Origin of the sequence: Halomonas sp. MMSF_3323 (assembly GCF_030733595.1) — a bacterium.
In the GTDB taxonomy this organism is placed as follows: domain Bacteria; phylum Pseudomonadota; class Gammaproteobacteria; order Pseudomonadales; family Halomonadaceae; genus Halomonas; species Halomonas litopenaei.
Genome location: NZ_JASHIT010000051.1, coordinates 1 through 15,935, shown reverse-complemented (window position 1 = coordinate 15,935; position 15,935 = coordinate 1). Strand labels below are relative to the sequence as shown.

15 protein-coding genes and 1 pseudogene are annotated in these 15,935 nt (G+C 64.8%); all 16 read right to left on the bottom strand.

The window, feature by feature from the left end; all coding sequences use genetic code 11:
• Nucleotides 1-49: 49 nt before the first annotated feature.
• The 16 genes and pseudogenes from RBB39_RS20440 to RBB39_RS20370 all read right to left on the bottom strand — a co-directional run bounded on the left by RBB39_RS20440 (nucleotide 50) and on the right by RBB39_RS20370 (nucleotide 15,583).
• Nucleotides 50-697, bottom strand: a complete 648-nt coding sequence (locus RBB39_RS20440; RefSeq protein ID WP_306169367.1) for a Spy/CpxP family protein refolding chaperone — start codon at nucleotides 695-697, stop codon at nucleotides 50-52.
• A 671-nt stretch (nucleotides 698-1,368) separates the two neighbouring features.
• A complete protein-coding gene (locus tag RBB39_RS20435) occupies nucleotides 1,369-2,613 on the bottom strand; it encodes an MFS transporter (protein WP_045995029.1) in 1,245 nt (414 codons plus the stop codon).
• 2 nt (nucleotides 2,614-2,615) lie between these two features.
• On the bottom strand, nucleotides 2,616-3,398 hold the full coding sequence (fabI, locus tag RBB39_RS20430) for an enoyl-ACP reductase FabI (protein WP_045995014.1): 783 nt from the start codon (nucleotides 3,396-3,398) through the stop codon (nucleotides 2,616-2,618).
• A 203-nt stretch (nucleotides 3,399-3,601) separates the two neighbouring features.
• Complete coding sequence (locus tag RBB39_RS20425; protein ID WP_045995028.1) at nucleotides 3,602-3,802, bottom strand: YHS domain-containing protein; 201 nt, start codon at nucleotides 3,800-3,802, stop codon at nucleotides 3,602-3,604.
• 312 nt (nucleotides 3,803-4,114) lie between these two features.
• Complete coding sequence (locus tag RBB39_RS20420; RefSeq protein WP_045995012.1) at nucleotides 4,115-5,146, bottom strand: zinc-dependent alcohol dehydrogenase family protein; 1,032 nt, start codon at nucleotides 5,144-5,146, stop codon at nucleotides 4,115-4,117.
• Nucleotides 5,147-5,259: 113 nt separating this feature from the next.
• Nucleotides 5,260-7,023 (bottom strand): alpha/beta hydrolase, encoded by a 1,764-nt coding sequence (locus RBB39_RS20415; RefSeq protein WP_045995011.1) that lies wholly within the window; start codon nucleotides 7,021-7,023, stop codon nucleotides 5,260-5,262.
• Nucleotides 7,023-8,042, bottom strand: a complete 1,020-nt coding sequence (locus tag RBB39_RS20410; RefSeq protein ID WP_204249010.1) for a bifunctional enoyl-CoA hydratase/phosphate acetyltransferase — start codon at nucleotides 8,040-8,042, stop codon at nucleotides 7,023-7,025. The genes RBB39_RS20415 and RBB39_RS20410 overlap by 1 nt, the downstream gene beginning before the upstream one ends.
• Complete coding sequence (locus RBB39_RS20405) at nucleotides 8,039-9,241, bottom strand: acetate/propionate family kinase (RefSeq protein WP_023004660.1); 1,203 nt, start codon at nucleotides 9,239-9,241, stop codon at nucleotides 8,039-8,041. The genes RBB39_RS20410 and RBB39_RS20405 overlap by 4 nt, the downstream gene beginning before the upstream one ends.
• A 52-nt stretch (nucleotides 9,242-9,293) precedes the next feature.
• Nucleotides 9,294-9,752 (bottom strand): hypothetical protein, encoded by a 459-nt coding sequence (locus RBB39_RS20400; RefSeq protein WP_045995010.1) that lies wholly within the window; start codon nucleotides 9,750-9,752, stop codon nucleotides 9,294-9,296.
• Between the two features lie 66 nt (nucleotides 9,753-9,818).
• On the bottom strand, nucleotides 9,819-11,519 hold the full coding sequence (locus RBB39_RS20395) for a DUF3141 domain-containing protein (protein ID WP_204249009.1): 1,701 nt from the start codon (nucleotides 11,517-11,519) through the stop codon (nucleotides 9,819-9,821).
• A 49-nt stretch (nucleotides 11,520-11,568) separates the two neighbouring features.
• Nucleotides 11,569-11,775: pseudogene (locus tag RBB39_RS20390) on the bottom strand (hypothetical protein); the annotation flags it as partial.
• A gap of 84 nt (nucleotides 11,776-11,859) precedes the next feature.
• Complete coding sequence (locus RBB39_RS20385) at nucleotides 11,860-12,519, bottom strand: isoprenylcysteine carboxylmethyltransferase family protein (protein WP_045995008.1); 660 nt, start codon at nucleotides 12,517-12,519, stop codon at nucleotides 11,860-11,862.
• Nucleotides 12,512-12,766, bottom strand: coding sequence for a DUF2933 domain-containing protein (locus tag RBB39_RS20380; RefSeq protein WP_045995007.1), 255 nt, complete (start codon nucleotides 12,764-12,766; stop codon nucleotides 12,512-12,514). Before RBB39_RS20380 ends, RBB39_RS20385 begins: the two co-directional genes overlap by 8 nt.
• Nucleotides 12,767-12,768: 2 nt before the next feature.
• Nucleotides 12,769-15,210 (bottom strand): copper-translocating P-type ATPase, encoded by a 2,442-nt coding sequence (locus tag RBB39_RS20375; RefSeq protein ID WP_253028371.1) that lies wholly within the window; start codon nucleotides 15,208-15,210, stop codon nucleotides 12,769-12,771.
• Between the two features lie 100 nt (nucleotides 15,211-15,310).
• Nucleotides 15,311-15,418, bottom strand: coding sequence for an SHOCT domain-containing protein (locus RBB39_RS22825; RefSeq protein WP_371931886.1), 108 nt, complete (start codon nucleotides 15,416-15,418; stop codon nucleotides 15,311-15,313).
• A gap of 3 nt (nucleotides 15,419-15,421) precedes the next feature.
• Complete coding sequence (locus RBB39_RS20370) at nucleotides 15,422-15,583, bottom strand: hypothetical protein (protein WP_306169366.1); 162 nt, start codon at nucleotides 15,581-15,583, stop codon at nucleotides 15,422-15,424.
• Nucleotides 15,584-15,935 lie beyond the last annotated feature (352 nt).

The following is a 15,935-nucleotide window of genomic DNA, read 5'->3' as shown; positions in this document are numbered from 1 at the left end:
CGGCTCTTCTGTGGCCGCCCGGACGTTCTGGCGCTTCAACCGAAGCGAGTCAGTGATGCTCGTCGTGGTCGTCGGGATCGACACCACCCTCGGGTTTCGCCTGTTGCAGCTGCTGAAGCTGCTCATCGGTCATGAGGTCATGCATGGCATTTCGCATGCGCACCATCTCGGCCATCATCTCGCCGTGCAGCTCGGCCATCTGGCCGTGCAGCGCCTTCACCTCCTCGGCGTCGGGGCGTTCGCCGTGCATCTCGGCCATCAGGTCGTCGCGCAGGTTCATCAGGCGTCCCATGCGCTCGAACTGGGTGGGGCGGTGTTCCTGCATCAGTTCACGCATCTCGTCGCGCTGCTCCGGCTCGAGCATTTCCTGCATCATGCCCATGCCAGCGCCGCCCATCATCGAGCAGGGCATCATCCCGCCACCCATCATTCCACCCATCATGCCGGGCCCCATGCCTTCCTGGCCGCCGCCCATCATTCCATCCATCTTGCCGGGCCCCATGCCGCCCTGGCCGCCGCCCATCGTTCCACTCATCATGCCTGGTCCCATGTCACCTTGACCGCCGCTGCCGCTCATCATGCCGCTTCCTTGATCGGGCTGATTGGTCGGCATGCTCTGGGCGAGGGCGACGCCGCTACCACTGGCACCGAGTATTAGGGCGAGTCCGAGGGCGAGAGTGTGCTTGCGAATCTTCATGATCGTTCTCCTGGCGAGCTTTTGGGCCCATTCAGGCCCTTTGCTTGCATTATTTCGGCTGTGTGCTGCACACAGGTCAATCTCATGCAACAACGACTGGGGGTGTGGAAAGTTACCCAGGACTCAGGATCTGAATCGTTGTGTCAGCAGATAGACGGGAAGCGGAGAAGGATCGGGCAGGGCTTGTGGGACACCAGTGCTGGCGATTAGTCGAAGAGTCGGATCCATACCGCCCCAGGAGGGGTGAACAGTCGCGAATTTGATGTCCTGCTGCGGCACATGCGTCATGGCACCGACGAGGTAGCGCGTACCATGACCGTGATGGCAGTTGGGGGTATCACGGGGGGCGTCGAGGTGTTGCCCGGTCTGTGTGCTCCCCTGAAGGAAGCCGGTCTCATGGTGAGCGTTAGACTGAATCGCAACCAGGAATAGACCCAGTAGCATCAGTACGGCCATACCGATACGCAGCCACGGCAAGGCGTGGGCAAGGCTGAGGCGGCGTGTCGGTGGGCTCTTGGCCATAATGGCAGACAAATTGTTGAGAAGTGGCTCTCTCACCTTAGACCAGTGATGCTAACCGTCCATTGATATGCATCAAGATCGAAGAAAGCAGGAAACGTATGTGCAGGGCCCAGGTTGTCAGATTCAGTCTTCACCATGAAATACTGCCTTTAATCCTGACGCGGTGTGTGGCTAACCATTGCTATCACGCGAGGATGATAGTGAATAACGAAAGTGAGGATAGCGGTAACGAAAAGCACGATCGCAAGACCCCAGTACGTGCCGAGCGCACTACCCACGAACAGCAATCCGGCACCGGCAGACCCAACGGCCTGCCCGAGGCTGGACAAAGCGGTCTGCTTGCCCAGCGCCGCACCCTGTGCCGGTCCGCTGGCCAGGGAGACCTGATAGGCGAGCAACGGAATCAACAGCCCCGATCCAGCCCCCAGCAGCGCAACCACGACGACTGCCTGCCAGAAGCCCGAGGCGTAGGGGAGGCCAAGAATGCCCATGGCCATCAACAGGAAGGCTCCGCCGATCAAGTGGCCGGGGGTGAGTCCTTTCGGCGGGTGTGCCGACCACAGCAGCTGCACCGCCAGCATCACCAGGCTGCACTCCGTGAACAGCAAACCGACCTTGAAAGGATTGAGGCCGATCGATTGCCGCCCCTGCAGGCTGAGGCCCACCTCAAAGGCCCCCAGGCCGAGCATCGCCAGCAGCGTAAGCGCCAGGAAGCCACCGACGGCCCGAGGTGACGCTGGCTCCGAAGCGGGTGCGTCGGAAGAAGAGCGCTGTACCGGCTGTTCACGAACGTGGTGGTAGGTCAACAACCACACCCCTGCGGCGAATCCTGCCGTGGCCACGAAGGGCCAAGCCACCGGCCCGCCGAGCACCATGTCGGATTGAGGCATCACCATGGGAATGCTGGCGAGCCAGCCGCTGAGCATGGGGCCGGACAAGAAGCCCAGGGTGGCGGTGGCACTGAGCCAGGCAAATCGCCGAGCACGGAGCGTGGCATCGTCACACTCGGCCGCCTGCGCCAGTGCCACCGGGATCACTGCTGCCGCAAAGGCGCCGGCAAGGGCCCGTACTCCATAGGCGAGTGGCAGGTTGCGCGTCAGGCTGAATCCCAGCATGGCCAGCGCAAACCCTGCCAGCCCCCATAACAGGACGGGGCGACGGCCCAGGCGGTCGGAGAGACTACCCCACAGTGGGGCGAAGCCGAACAAAGCCAGGGTATACATCCCCGTTAGCAGCCCGGTGTGCCGCGATACGTCCCCAGGGGTGGTCACCGCCAGCACCCGGTCGAGGAACAGCGGCAGGATCGGCAGCACCGTGCCGTAGCCGAGGAAGACGACGAAGGTGGCGGCGAGCAGGGCAGTGAAGCCCGCGCCTGATTTGGTGAGGACCCCCACCACTAGTGAAAGACCATACCGGCGATATGAAAGCCGGCATCGACGTGGAGCACTTCGCCGGTAATGCCGCTGGTGTAGTCGCTGGCCAGCACCAGGGCGGCGCGACCGACCTCATCGGCTTCTACGGTGCGGCGCAGCGGTGACCGCTTGACGGACTCATGGAGTAGCTCATCGAAATGCTCGATGCCGGAGGCGGCCCGGGTCGCCACCGCCCCCGCAGAGATCGCGTTGACACGGATATTCCGCGGGCCCAGCTCGTGAGCCAGGTAGCGTACCGAGGCCTCCAGCGCGGCCTTGACCGGACCCATGACGTTGTAGTGGTCGACGACCTTCTCGGCGCCGACGTAGCTCAGGGTCATGAGGCTGCCGCCCCGGTCCATCAACGGCTCGGACAGCTGGGCCATGCGGATCAGCGAGTGACAGGAAATGAGCATCGACTCGGTGAAGCCTTCGGCCGAGCAGTCCGTGAGGCGTCCGTGCAGCTCCTCCTTGCGTGCCCAGGCGATGGCATGCAGGAGGAAGTCCAGCCGCCCCCACCGCTGGCGGATGGCGTCGAACACTGCCTCCAGCTGTCCTGGTACCGTCACGTCACAGGGGAGAAACAGCCCGGCGTCCACTTCCCGGGCCAGTGGCTCGACATGGGGGCGAGCCTTGTCGTTGAGATAGGTGAGCGCCAACTCCGCACCGGCATTGCGGAAGTGCTGGGCAGCCGACCAGGCCAGACTCTGATCGTTGGCCACGCCCACCACCAGGCCCTTGCGGTCATTCAAGTTGAGGTATTCCATGTGCATTCTCCGTCACTTCCGGTGTCCAGTGCCCAAGGTCTTCTGCCGCGCTGCGAGAGTCTCCAAGATGATATGCCGCTTGCACAGGCAGTGTAGGCAGGTGCAGTTGCAGCAGTCGGGGGGTCGTGCAGGGGGATGCGCCCGTGGCCGATGCGCGGGGCCGGGACGACCGAGGTCTGGGTCAGGATGAAGGCCCTCTACGCTCACTCACGTCTCAACCCATGCTGGCGGTGTCCCCTAACGTAGCGCTCGGGGTTCGCTTCGAATTGGTCGCGGCAGGCCGGCGAACAGAAGTAATAGCGCTTGCCCTGGTATTCACTCCCCGTGGCGGCGGTCTTGAAGCTGATTGCCATGCCACATACCGGATCCACGAAAGACTTCTGTTCCACTCGTTCATGGTTCATCGCGGTTCGCCCCTTGTCATTATTCAGAACGGTGCATACGGGCTGCGTCCCCCGTCTACACATGCAGCCCGTCATCTAGCTCCAGGATGCGGCCATTGATGTAGTCGTTATCGAAGATGAACTGTACCGAGTGTGCGACCCCTTTGGGGCCAGCCGTCTCTCCGGGATCTGGGCCCGCAGCTTGTCGAGGACCTTGTCGGGCATCGCCTCCACCATGGCCCGGTAAAACCCCCGGGCGATGGCCGCGACGCAGGTATTGTGGCGGGCGAAGTCCTTGGCCCAGGTGGCGCCCATCGCATCCCCCCGGATCGGTTACTCGGCCGTCAATAGCATCTTGATGGCCTGCTCCTTCGATGCCCGGGAAAACACGTCGTAGGCCTTCTCGATGTCGTCGAGCTTGAAGCGGTGGGTCACCAAACCTGCGGGCTCGACGCCACCGGCCTCGACGATGCGCATTAGCACCGGGGTCGTGTTGGTGTTCACTAGGCCAGTACGCACCGTGACATTCTTGATCCAGAGATCCTGCAGGCGGAACTCGACGCTCTTGCCGTGCACGCCGATATTGGCGATATGCCCCCCCGGGCGCACGATGCGCTGGCAGATATCGAAGGTCTCGGGGATTCCCACTGCTTCCATGGCGACGTCCACGCCTTCGCCACCGGTCAGCTCGTCGATAGCGTCGAGTGGATCCCGGGCGATGGTGTCGGTGGCGCCGAGCTGCTTGGCCATGGCCAGACGGTTCTCGTCGGGGTCGATCATGATAATCCGTGCGGGAGAATAGAAGCGCGAGGTCATCAGGGCCGCCAGGCCGATGGGCCCCGCGCCGACAATGGCCACCGTGTCGCCGAGCCCTACCTCGCCGTTCAAGGCGCCGATCTCATGGCCGGTAGGCAGAATGTCACTGAGCATCACCGCCGCGGCGCGGTCCATGTCCTTAGGCAAGCGGTGCAGGCTGTTGTCCGCGTGCGGGATACGCACGTACTCGGCTTGGGTGCCGTCGATCAGATGACCGAGGATCCAGCCGCCGTCGCGGCAGTGGGCATAGAGACCCCGCTTGCAATAGTCGCAGCGGCCACAGGAGGTGATGCAGGAAATTAGCACCTCATCGCCGACCTGAATATGGCTGACGCCGTCGCCGACTTCCTCGACGACGCCGACGCCCTCGTGGCCGAGGGTACGACCATCCTCCACGGCGGGCACGTCGCCCTTGAGGATGTGCAAGTCGGTGCCGCAGATAGTGGTATGGGTGATGCGCACTACCGCGTCCGTGGGCTTGGTCATGCTCGGGCGCGGCTTTTCCTCCCAGCGTCGCTGGCCCGGTCCGTGATAGACGAGTGCTTTCATGATGTTACCTCATTGAGTGGCACAGCTCGGCAGCTCATGGAGAGCTACGCATTCGGGTCAATTCGCGGTTACAGTTGCACCGCTTCCTCTAGCAGGCCCGCAGGACGGGCTCATTACTCCAGTACATAACGCCCTGGCGCTTCGTCCAGCGCTGGATAGCCTCTGGTCACCCCCGGCTCCCGAGCGGGTATGCGCTGGGTACTGTGACCTTCCAGCCAGCCCTGCCAGCAGGGCCACCAGGAGCCGTCATGATGCGCGGCAGTGGCCTGCCAGCCATCCGGATCCATGAAGGGGTCCTCAGCCTGGATGGTCGAGATCTGGTGGAAGCGGCGGGAATCACCGGGCGGGTTGACGATGCCGGCGTTGTGCCCGCCGCTGGAGAGCACGAAGGTGACGTCCGCCGGCGTCAGCCACTGGACCTTGTAGACGGAGCGCCAGGGGGCGACATGATCCTTGAGCGTGCTGACGGCGAACACGGGAATCTCGATGTCGGTCAGCGATACGGGCCGTCCGTCCACCCGGTAGCGCCCACCGGCGAGGTCGTTGTCGAGGAACAGCCACCGGAGGTACTCGCTGTGCATGCGCGCCGGCATGCGGGTGCCGTCGGCGTTCCAGGCCATCAGGTCGAACATGGGCGGACGTTCGCCGGCGAGATAACTGCGCACCATCCTCGACCAGATCAGGTCCTGGGAACGCAGCAGCTGGAAGGCGCCGGCCATCTGCCGGGTGTCCAGATAGCCCCTGACGGCCATGAGGTCCTCGAGGAAACGCACCTGATCCTCGTCGATGAACAGCATCAGCTCACCGGCCTCGCTGAAGTCGGTCTGCGCGGCGAGCAGCGTCAGGCTGGCCAGGCGATTGTCACCGTCCCGGCCCATGGCGGCCGCGGCAATCGACAGCAGCGTCCCGCCCAGGCAATAGCCCACGCCGTGGACACGCTGCTGCGGGCAGATGGCCGTGACCGCGTCGAGGGCCGCCATGACCCCCAGCCGCCGGTAGTCGGCCATGCCCAGGTCCCGCTCCTCGCTGCCCGGGTTCTTCCAGGAGACGACGAACACCGTATGGCCCTGGGCCACCAGGTAGCGGATCAGGGAGTTCTCCGGGGAGAGGTCGAGGATGTAGTACTTCATGATCCAGGCCGGCACGATCAGCACCGGTTCGGCATGGACCTCCTGGGTGGTGGGCGCGTACTGGATCAGCTCGATGAGCCGGTTGCGGTAGACCACCTTGCCAGGCGTCACCGCCACGTCTCGGCCGACCCGATACGCTTCGACCCCCACCGGCCCTTCGCCGGCCTGGCGTCGCTGCCAGTCCTCCAGCAGATTGGAGGCACCACGGGCCAGGTTGGCGCCACCCTCGCGCCGCGTCTGCTCCTGCAGTTCGGGGTTGGTGGCGAGGAAGTTTGACGGCGACCAGATGTCGAGCATCTGCCGCGCGCCGAAATTCACCATCGCCTCATGGTGGCGCGAGACGCCCGGTACGCCGGTGGTGGCCACATGCCACCACTGCTGCTGCAGCAGGAAGCCCTGATAGAGCATGTTGAAGGGCCAGCGCTGCCAGGCCTCGTCGCGAAAGCGTTTGTCCTGGGGCAGCGGCTCGATGCAGGGCTCACACGGCGCCTGGCCGGCGCGCTCGCAGTAGCTGCCGAAACGTTGCCACTTGCGCAGGGCCTTGCCGACGAGTTCCGTCTGCTTGTCCGGTGACAGCAGCAGGTGTTGCGCCCAGTCCCACCAGGCCTGCTGGACGGCGGTCGGTGACAGCCCCCCTGTGAAGAGGCTCATCATGGCGTGCAGGCGCGCGTCGGTGGTCGTCGCCGGTGGGCTCGCTGTCGTCCCGTCGATGGTGGCTCGGGTGGTGGTTCGGGTCGTGGTGTCCATCAGCGCACCTCCCTGGGGCAGCAGGCCGACTCGGGTTGCGGGGAACAGCAGAAGGTGGATTCCGCTTCGTCAGGGGAGGGCACGGGCAGGCGGATCCCCGCGCGGTACATCAGCGCCGCCACGGCCAGTCCGGCCAGGCGCGCCTCGGGCGGGTCGGCCCGGGAACTCAGTACCGCCGGCACCGTCAGCCCCATGACCACCCCGGCCGCCGTGGCGCCGGCATGGTACTCGAGGTTCTTGGCCAACACGTTGCCTGACACCAGATCCGGCATGAGCAGGATGTCGGCCTTCCCCGCCACCGGGGAGTCGATGCCCTTTTCGCGCGCGGCCCGTTCCGAGATGGCGTTGTCGAAGGCCAGTGGCCCGTCGACCTCGGCGCCGGCAATCTGGCCGCGGCGGGCCATCAGGGTCAGGCAGGCCGCATCCAGGGTAGAGACGATGGCCGGATTGACCGTTTCCACGGCGGAAATGACCGCGGCATGTGGCCGCTCGAGCCCGATCATGTGCATCAGCTCGATGGCGTTCTGGAGAATCTGCGCCTTGGCATTGAGGTCGGGGGTAATGTTCACGGCCGCATCGGTCACGGCCAGCAGGCGTGGGCAGTCGGGCACGTCCACCAAAAAGACGTGGCTCACTCGCCGGCCGGGCTGTCGCAGGCCATTGCCCAGCAGGGCATGCATGAAGGTATCGGTGTGGAGGTGCCCTTTCATCAGCGCATCCGCGCGTCCGGCCTGCACGAGCTCCACCCCGATGCGGGCGGCCTCCACATCCGAATCGGCCTCGATCATCGCTTGTGGATCGAGGTCCCACCCGATCGCCGCGGCGGCCTCGACGACCTCGGCGGGGCGGCCGATGAGCACCGGCTCGGCGATGCGTCGCCTCGCCGCCTCGCGAAGCGTCTCCAGCACCGCCGCCTGGGCCGCATTGACCACGGCGACGCGGATCGGGTCACCGCCACCGGCCTGCTGAATCAGGTCATCGAGCGTCGCAAGGGCCACTGGCGTTGCCATCTGGGTCATGTCACCTCCTGGGTGTTGGTTAATGTGCGCTGCACGTGCCGGGCGATCATCCGTTCTTCATCGGTGGCCACGGCCTCTACCCGGACCGGGCCCTCGTCGGCGGAAATCACCGGCCCGGGCGTGCGGTTGCGTCCTTCCTCCAGTGTGATGCCGAGATACCCCATTCCTGCGCAGATCTGTGCCCGGATCGCCGGTGAGTTCGCGCCGATGCCGCCGGTGAAGATCAGCCGGTCCAGCCCGCCGAGCGCGGCGCTCAGGGCACCGATGAAGTGGCGGGCACGATGGCAGAAGAAGTCGACGGCTTGCGTGGCCTCCGGCGTGTCCTCGCGGTGCGTCAGGAGTTCCCGCATGTCGGCACTCACCCCGGAAAGCCCCAGCAGCCCCGAGCGTCGATAGAGAAGTTCCTCGATCTCTGCGGCATCGAGCCCGTCATGACCGGCCAAATAGAGCAGGATACCGGGGTCCAGATCGCCGCTGCGGGTACCCATGGGCATGCCGCCCAAGGCGCTGAAGCCCATCGTGGTCTCGACGCTGCGCCCGTGGCGGATCGCCGCCATCGACGCCCCGTTGCCCAGGTGTGCGACGATCAGTCGTTCGTCGAGCGCTGCGGGGCCGTGGCGCCGTCTCAGGTCGTCGACGATGAACTCGTAGGAGAGGCCGTGGAAACCGTAGCGACGCACCCCTTGGGCCGCGTATTCCCGGGGCAGGCCGGTGTGCCGGGCGACCGCGGGCAGGCCGTGATGAAACGCCGTGTCAAAGCAGGCGAGTTGGGGCACGTCGGGGAACTGCGTGCGCATGGCGGTGATGCCGGCCAGGTTGTGTGGCAGGTGCAGCGGAGCCAGTGGCACCAGAGCGTGAAGCCGGTCCAGCAGGGAGGCATCGATCCTTTGGGGGCAGTCGCAATCGGGGCCACCATGGACCACCCTGTGCCCGATGCCGACGAGGTCCAGTCGGCTTGTCTGCTGTTGAAGAAGGGTGTCGACCTTCTCGATGGCGGTGGCATGATCAGCCAGTCGCGCGGGGTGGTCGTCAACCGTTCCCTGTGCACTCGACATCTGGAGCCGGCCTTGTGACGTGCCGATCCCACTGGCCGATCCCCAAACCAGCCGTGCGAGCCCTTCCGTCAGACCGAATACGGCAAACTTCAGGCTGGATGACCCGCAGTTGACCACCAGAATGGCCGATCGGCGGCTTGGCATCGTCGAGTCCTCCTTCTCCGGGGGCGAAAGGTGATCCCTGTTCAGCGCCTGGCTACAGGTCTCGGGCTCGGTTGATCTGTTGGGACAGACGCATCGCCTCGTGTTCCTCCAGCTTCAAGAGCTCGCGAACGAGATCCCGAGCCTCGGGGATGTCGGCGCGTCCTTCCAGGTAGCGGTATAGCGCGATGACCTGATCGTGCAGCGAGAAGACTTCCCGGCTGATGTCTTCGAAGCCCATCTCGGCATAGGGCAAATTGCACGCCTGATGGGGTTTGATAGGCGCATGCGATAGATAGTCGTAAACCCACGTGTGCAGGGCCTTGGGGTCGGCCTGCTTCTCGAAGCTGGCCACGGTGTGCTCCAGGACCGCCTCGTGATCGGCGAGGTACTCCAGCAGCGATTTGGCCCGTGCCTCCTCCTGCTGGGTGGCACAGTGCCTGAAGCATTCGGCCAACTGGGCATGCAGCTGGCGAGTCCAGTCGATCAGGTCATGAAAGGTCTCGATCTTCATTTATTGCTCTCCATTAGTGGGTTGCTCTATAGGTATTGGCTGTAAACCGGGTTGGCTTCGACTGGGTCACTCGTTCTCGCTCCACCATCCCCCGCCGTAGAGGCTGTGAAACCCCATCTCGTACACGCTGTCGCGGGTCGTGCCGGCCAGCTCCAGCGTCGAGGCGATAGAGTCGCTCACCAGCGTCTCCCATTGCCGATAGGGGGTGTCACTATCGACCGGCGCCGGCGCGGTCTCCACCATCTCGGCCAGCCACTTCACTCCGGTCATCCAGGGGGAGAAGCGTTCCGAGAACATCAGCCGGCTGGTCCGCGCCGGATGTAGTTGTCGCAGCGCTTCGGCGGACCAGGGGGTGGTGTAAAACCGCACCCAGGGCCCGACGAAGGTCTCGTAGAGGGCCACATTGTGCTCGGAGAGCGCTCGCACCCCTTCGAACGCCGGGGCCTGGTCGGGAAAGTCCAGGTCTTCCACGCGGCGCTCCTCGAAGCGCACCTGGAACTGGGGCTTGTGACAGTCGGGGTCGCCGGTGGGGTTGTCGATGCGCATCTCGTAGAGGCCAGGGGCCAGGTCATTCAGATTGCCGACGCTCTCGAGGATCGCTCGGTGCTCGAGGCGCGCCACCTTGGAGGAGACGAAGATGCCCAGATGCCCGACGTGGGGATTGAGCAGGTAGACGATACGCTGGTCGGCGGCCTTGAGTGCCGCGGTATCGGGATAGACCGCGGGGATCCAGTTGAGCGCCTGATGGGGCGGGGTGATGTTGTCGCCGCCGGAGGCGAAGATCACCAGGGGGTTGCGGATGCGCTTGAGGTCGACGCTACAGCCGGGGCAGAGCTCGAGCTCGCCACGCTCCAGCTTGTTGCCAACGAAGAAGTTCTCGACGATGGCAACGATCTCTTCCTTGCTCAGGCTATAGAACCCCGTCCACCAGCGCTCGAACTCGAGGAAGCGTTCGCGCTGGCCGTCGATGTCGGCGAACAGCTGATAGTCCTTCTGCCACAGGGTATTCGCCGGCTTGAGGGCTTCGAAGTTGGTGGCGAGGTTCGCACCGTCGAAGCGCCCGTCTCCCAGGTCGGCCATCAGGTGCGTCAGCCAGGCACCGCCCAGCAGGCCGCCGGCGAGGCGCATGGGATTGACGCCGGATTCGCCGGACCAGTAGGAGAGCGGCGAGCCGTTCAGCACCGCCGGCCCGACCAGACCCTCGCAGTCGGCGGAGAGCAGCGCGATGGCCCAGCCCGCCTGGCAGTTACCGTAGAGCACCGGCGGCTGGCCGGGGTGGCGCTCGGCCAGCGTCTCGACGAAGCGGCGCAGGACGTGCAGCACGTCCTCCAGTGTCTGGCCGGGGACGGGCTCGGGGAAGAAGATCACGAAGTAGACCGGGTGTCCCTCGTGGAGCGCCATGCCCACCTCGGAGTCGCGCTTGAAGCCGCCGATGCCTGGGCCGTGGCCGGCACGCGGGTCGACGATCATCACCGGCGGCCTAGTCTCGTCGAGGCAGTCCTCCAGGCAGTCCTCGCCGACCCGGGTGATGCGCAGCAGGGCATAGTTGGCGGGGCGCGCCAGTCGACGGCCATCCACGAGCATCTCGTAATCGAAGTCGAGCAGTGGCGGCTTGCCCGCCTGCTCATGCTCGAGCATGTTGTCCGCGCGCTCACGCAGCGTGTCCAGGTAGCGTACGCCGCGTCGCCACAGGTCGGTCTGATAGGCGAGTAGCTCCGTGGCCGGGTGGCTCGGGAGGGTGCCTTCTTCGGGCTCGGGTGCGGTCATCGGGGCGTCCATCTCTGGTGGGGCGGTGGGTTGGCGCTTGCGCGGGGTTTTATGAGCCGTGGGTGGCTTGGTGGTGGATGTTTTGGCGGTCATAGTGGATACCTCTCAGTGTCAGGATGTCGTGGGCGCCGATCTCGATCCGGGACTCGGACAGGAAGCGGTACGGCGGAACCTTCAGGTTGATCGGCGCCGGCACCGCCTTGAACACGCGTCCGGCGAAGTCGAACTGGGAGCCGTGGCAGGGGCAGAAGAAGCCCCGGGCGAGTCGTCGCTGACGACCACGATCGTGCCGACGAGAAAAACGTCTGCTTTTCATGACTGCACCTCTGGGATTTTGTCCTTACAGGCGCCAGCCACTCGTACTCGCCATCCGCAGGTGCGGAATGAAGCGTGGCGTGCGGGCCGCGTAGGTCTGCCATTTGTCGCCAAACTGGCGCGCTACCTCGCGCTCTTCGTGGATCGCCAGTCGTGAGTACATCCACACCAATACCGGGAACATGACCAGGGTCAGCAGGGTGGGCCACTGCAGCAGGAAGCCGGTCATCACCAGCACGAAGCCGGCGTACTGGGGATGCCGGACATGGGCATAGAGCCCGGTGGTGGCCAGTTCTCCCCGCCGCTGGGCGGTATAGAGTGACCGCCAGCCGGCGGCGATGAGCCAGAAACCCGCGGCGATGAACACCATGCTCAGCAGATGGAACGGCCCGAAATGCGGGTTGGCCTGCCAGCCGAACAGCATCTCCAGCAGGTGGCCCGCATCGTGGCTGAACCAGTCCACCTCCGGGTAGCGCGACTGCAGCCAGCCGGAGAGGAAGTAGAGGGTCAGCGGGAAGCCGTACATCTCCGTGAACAACGCCACCAGGAAGGCGCTGAAGGCCCCGAGCGAGCGCCAGTCCCGGCGCGTCTGCGGCTTGAAGAAACTGAAGGCGAAGAAGATGAAGATCGCCGAGTTGAGAATGACCAGGCCCCACAGCCCGTAGGCGGGTACGTCATCACTCATCGCGTCCTCCCTTGTGATTGTCATGCTCGCCATGGCCTCCATGCCCACCATGGCCTCCATGCCCGCCGTGCATGAACACATGCATCAGCGGGCAGGCGAGCAGGATCACCCAGGGCAGGGCACCGAGCAGGTGCACCTTGTGCTCCTCCCAGAGCAGGAAGCCCATCACCGCCAGGGCGATCGCCACCATGAGCCAGAAGCTGCCTTTGCTGGGTCCTCGCTCCAGCCACCCCTTTTCGTCATGCATGATCAAATCCTCACCCGGCGCAGGCGCAGCGAATTCATCACCACCGACAGCGAAGACGCGCTCATCGCGAAGGCGGCGAACATCGGCCCGATCAGGATGCCGAGGAACGGATAGAGGATCCCGGCGGCGATCGGTACGCCGGCCCCGTTGTAGACCAGGGCGAAGAACAGGTTCTGCTTGATGTTGCGCATGGTGGCCAGCGACAACTTGCGGGCCCGAACGATGCCGTCGAGGTTGCCCTTGACCAGCGTGAAGCCGGCGCTTTCGATCGCCACGTCGGCGCCGGTGCCCATGGCGATGCCCACATCGGCCTGGGCCAGGGCGGGAGCGTCGTTCACCCCGTCGCCCGCCATGGCCACCTTGCGGCCTTGTTCCTGCAATTCGCGGATGATGCGGGCCTTGTCCTCGGGCAGCACGTCGGCGCGGATCTCATCGATACCCAGTCGCCCGGCCACCGCCTTGGCCGTCCGCTCGTTGTCGCCGGTGGCCATGATGATGCGAAAGCCAAGTTTGTGCAGCGCCTTCAGGGCCTCGGGGGTGGTCTCCTTCACCGGGTCGGCGACGCTGACCAGGCCGGCGATCTGGCCATCGAGCACGACGAACATCACCGTTTCGCCTTCATCGCGGCGGGCGTTCGCGGTCTCGGAGATCCGGCCGCCATCGAGGCCCAGTTCGGCCATCAGCTTGGCGTTGCCGAGGGCCACCGACTTGCCGTCCACGACCCCCTTGACGCCCATGCCAGTCACGGCTTCGAAATCGGTGGCATCGGCGAGGGACACGCCGCGCTCCTCGGCGCCGGCGACGATGGCCTCGGCCAGTGGGTGCTCGGAGCCTTTCTCGAGGCTGGCCGCCAGGCGCAACACCTCGGCCTCGTCATGCCCTTCCTCGGGCAGCACCGCCACCAGCTTCGGCTTGCCTTCGGTCAGGGTGCCGGTCTTGTCGACCATCAGCGTATCGACCTTGGCGAAACGTTCCAGCGCCTCGGCATTCTTGATCAGTACGCCGGCCTGCGCGCCGCGCCCGGTGGCCGTCATGATCGACATCGGCGTGGCCAGGCCCAGCGCACAGGGGCAGGCGATGATCAGCACCGCCACCGCCGAGACCAGCGCATAGGACAGCGCCGGCGCCGGACCCCAGATCGCCCAGCTAATGAAGGAGAGAATGGCGACGCCGATCACCGCGGGCACGAACTTGCCCGCCACCTTGTCGGCGAATTTCTGAATCGGTGCGCGCGAGCGCTGGGCAGCGGCCACCATCTCGACGATCTGGCTGAGCATGGTGTCGGCGCCGACGCGGGTGGCTTCCATGACCAGGCTGCCGGTGCCGTTGATCGTGGCCCCCGTGACCTGGTCGCCTTGGACCTTCTCCACCGGTACCGGCTCGCCGGAGATCATCGACTCGTCGATCGAGGAGCGGCCCTCGACCACCATGCCGTCCACCGGTACCTTGTCGCCGGGGCGCACCCGCAGGTGATCGCCGACCTGCACGTCTTCCAGCGGTATCTCCTCTTCGCTGCCGTCGGGCCGGATCACCCTCGCGGTCTTGGCGGCCATGTCGAGCAGTGCCCGGATCGCCTTGCCGGTGCCCTCGCGAGCGCGCAGCTCCATCACCTGGCCTAGCAGGACCAGGGTTACGATTACCGCTGCGGCCTCGAAGTAGACTCCGACGGAGCCGTCTTCCCGGCGGAACCCGTCGGGAAAGATGCCGGGCGCCAGCACCGCGACGATCGAGAACAGGTAGGCAGCGCCGACCCCCATGCCGATCAGGCTGAACATGTTGAGGTTCATCGTCCGGAACGAATTCCAGCCGCGCACGAAGAACGGCCAGCCGGACCACAGGATGACCGGCGTGCTGAGCACCAGCTCGATCCACATCGCGTTGCGTTCACCGAAGAAGTCGCGAATGGCCCCGAGGCCCAGGTAGGGGCTCATCGTCAGAATCAGGACCGGAAGCGTGAGCACGGCCGCGACCCAGAAGCGTCGGGTAAAATCGACCAGCTCGGGATTCGGCCCTTCATCGCCGACGGCCGCCGATTCTAGCTCTAGCCCCATGCCGCACAGCGGGCAGGCCCCGGGGGTGGTCTGGCGCACCTCGGGGTGCATCGGGCAGGTGTAGACGGCGCCGGCATGTCCAGCCGGCACCTTGTCGTACTTGCCGCCGCGCACCGGTTCGCTGACTGCATGGTCGGTGCCATGTCCGTGGCACGGGGCATGCTTACCATGATCGGAAGGCGCCTGAGCGTCGTCACTTCCCATGGGGACGAGGTGCATGCCGCACTTGGGGCAGTCACCCGGCTGGTCGGAGACGACCTCCGGGTGCATCGGGCAGGTGTATTGGGCGCCACCCTGGCTGCCGGCGGTGTGTTGGTCCGTATCGCCGCTGCCTCGTGTCGGTGCCTCGTGCGAGGCATGCCCGTGACAATGGTCGTGTTGGTGTTGCGTCATGGAATCGTCTCCGTCGCTTCCGCGTCTTGATTCAACCTCGTGGCCCTATCTCGATAGGGTCGAAACTAATAGTGCCGTATCCAATAATCAGGAGGTGCGATCAAAGCAGAAGATCGCGCCTGCGTTGCTCGTATTCCTCGCGGTCGATCTCGCCGCGGGCATAGCGTTCTTGCAGAAGGTCCAGTGCCGTTGGCCGCTGTTGAGACATGGCCTAGCCCCGGCCTCGGGTCATGCCACGCACGAGGAGAACGGCCAAGGCAATGACGGCGCCCCAGAACAACACCATCATGAGCCCGCCGAAGAGCATATGCCCCCAGCCGTAATTCCCCATATACGCCATCATGTCGCCCCACATGGTCGGATCTCCTTTCATGTTGAATTACCCTGCCCTGATGTCAGGCTAAAACCTGTGGGTAACCCAAGGATCAAGAAAAATAGAGGTGAAAGCATGCGGCTCTTGATCCCGGTCAGCTTTCGTCATCCTCGTTGGAATGGAATCACCACCGCAGGCATGCGTTGATGTGTGAATCCATGTTAGTGCCCCCCGCTCATCGTGAGTATTGCGTGAGGTATCGGCTAGCTTCCGCCACTGTCCCCAGCGAGGAATAAACATCGGTACTCGCCGCTGATAGGCGCGAGATGTCGCTGGGCGGTCTCAATGAGCAAGTGCAACACCTGATCGATCAGGTACGCTATCGCTATGACTCATTGCTACCACCACCTTA

Coding starts and splice junctions, on each gene's coding strand:
- RBB39_RS20385 (WP_045995008.1), bottom strand. CDS start 12,519: ATGAGTGATGACGTACCCGCCTACGGGCTGTGGGGCCTGGTCATTCTC.
- RBB39_RS20415 (WP_045995011.1), bottom strand. CDS start 7,023: ATGGACACCACGACCCGAACCACCACCCGAGCCACCATCGACGGGACG.
- RBB39_RS20400 (WP_045995010.1), bottom strand. CDS start 9,752: ATGAAGATCGAGACCTTTCATGACCTGATCGACTGGACTCGCCAGCTG.
- RBB39_RS20375 (WP_253028371.1), bottom strand. CDS start 15,210: ATGACGCAACACCAACACGACCATTGTCACGGGCATGCCTCGCACGAG.
- fabI (WP_045995014.1), bottom strand. CDS start 3,398: ATGGAATACCTCAACTTGAATGACCGCAAGGGCCTGGTGGTGGGCGTG.
- RBB39_RS20405 (WP_023004660.1), bottom strand. CDS start 9,241: ATGCCAAGCCGCCGATCGGCCATTCTGGTGGTCAACTGCGGGTCATCC.
- RBB39_RS20410 (WP_204249010.1), bottom strand. CDS start 8,042: ATGACCCAGATGGCAACGCCAGTGGCCCTTGCGACGCTCGATGACCTG.
- RBB39_RS20370 (WP_306169366.1), bottom strand. CDS start 15,583: ATGAAAGGAGATCCGACCATGTGGGGCGACATGATGGCGTATATGGGG.
- RBB39_RS20380 (WP_045995007.1), bottom strand. CDS start 12,766: ATGCATGACGAAAAGGGGTGGCTGGAGCGAGGACCCAGCAAAGGCAGC.
- RBB39_RS20395 (WP_204249009.1), bottom strand. CDS start 11,519: ATGACCGCACCCGAGCCCGAAGAAGGCACCCTCCCGAGCCACCCGGCC.
- RBB39_RS20440 (WP_306169367.1), bottom strand. CDS start 697: ATGAAGATTCGCAAGCACACTCTCGCCCTCGGACTCGCCCTAATACTC.
- RBB39_RS22825 (WP_371931886.1), bottom strand. CDS start 15,418: ATGTCTCAACAGCGGCCAACGGCACTGGACCTTCTGCAAGAACGCTAT.
- RBB39_RS20425 (WP_045995028.1), bottom strand. CDS start 3,802: ATGAACCATGAACGAGTGGAACAGAAGTCTTTCGTGGATCCGGTATGT.
- RBB39_RS20420 (WP_045995012.1), bottom strand. CDS start 5,146: ATGAAAGCACTCGTCTATCACGGACCGGGCCAGCGACGCTGGGAGGAA.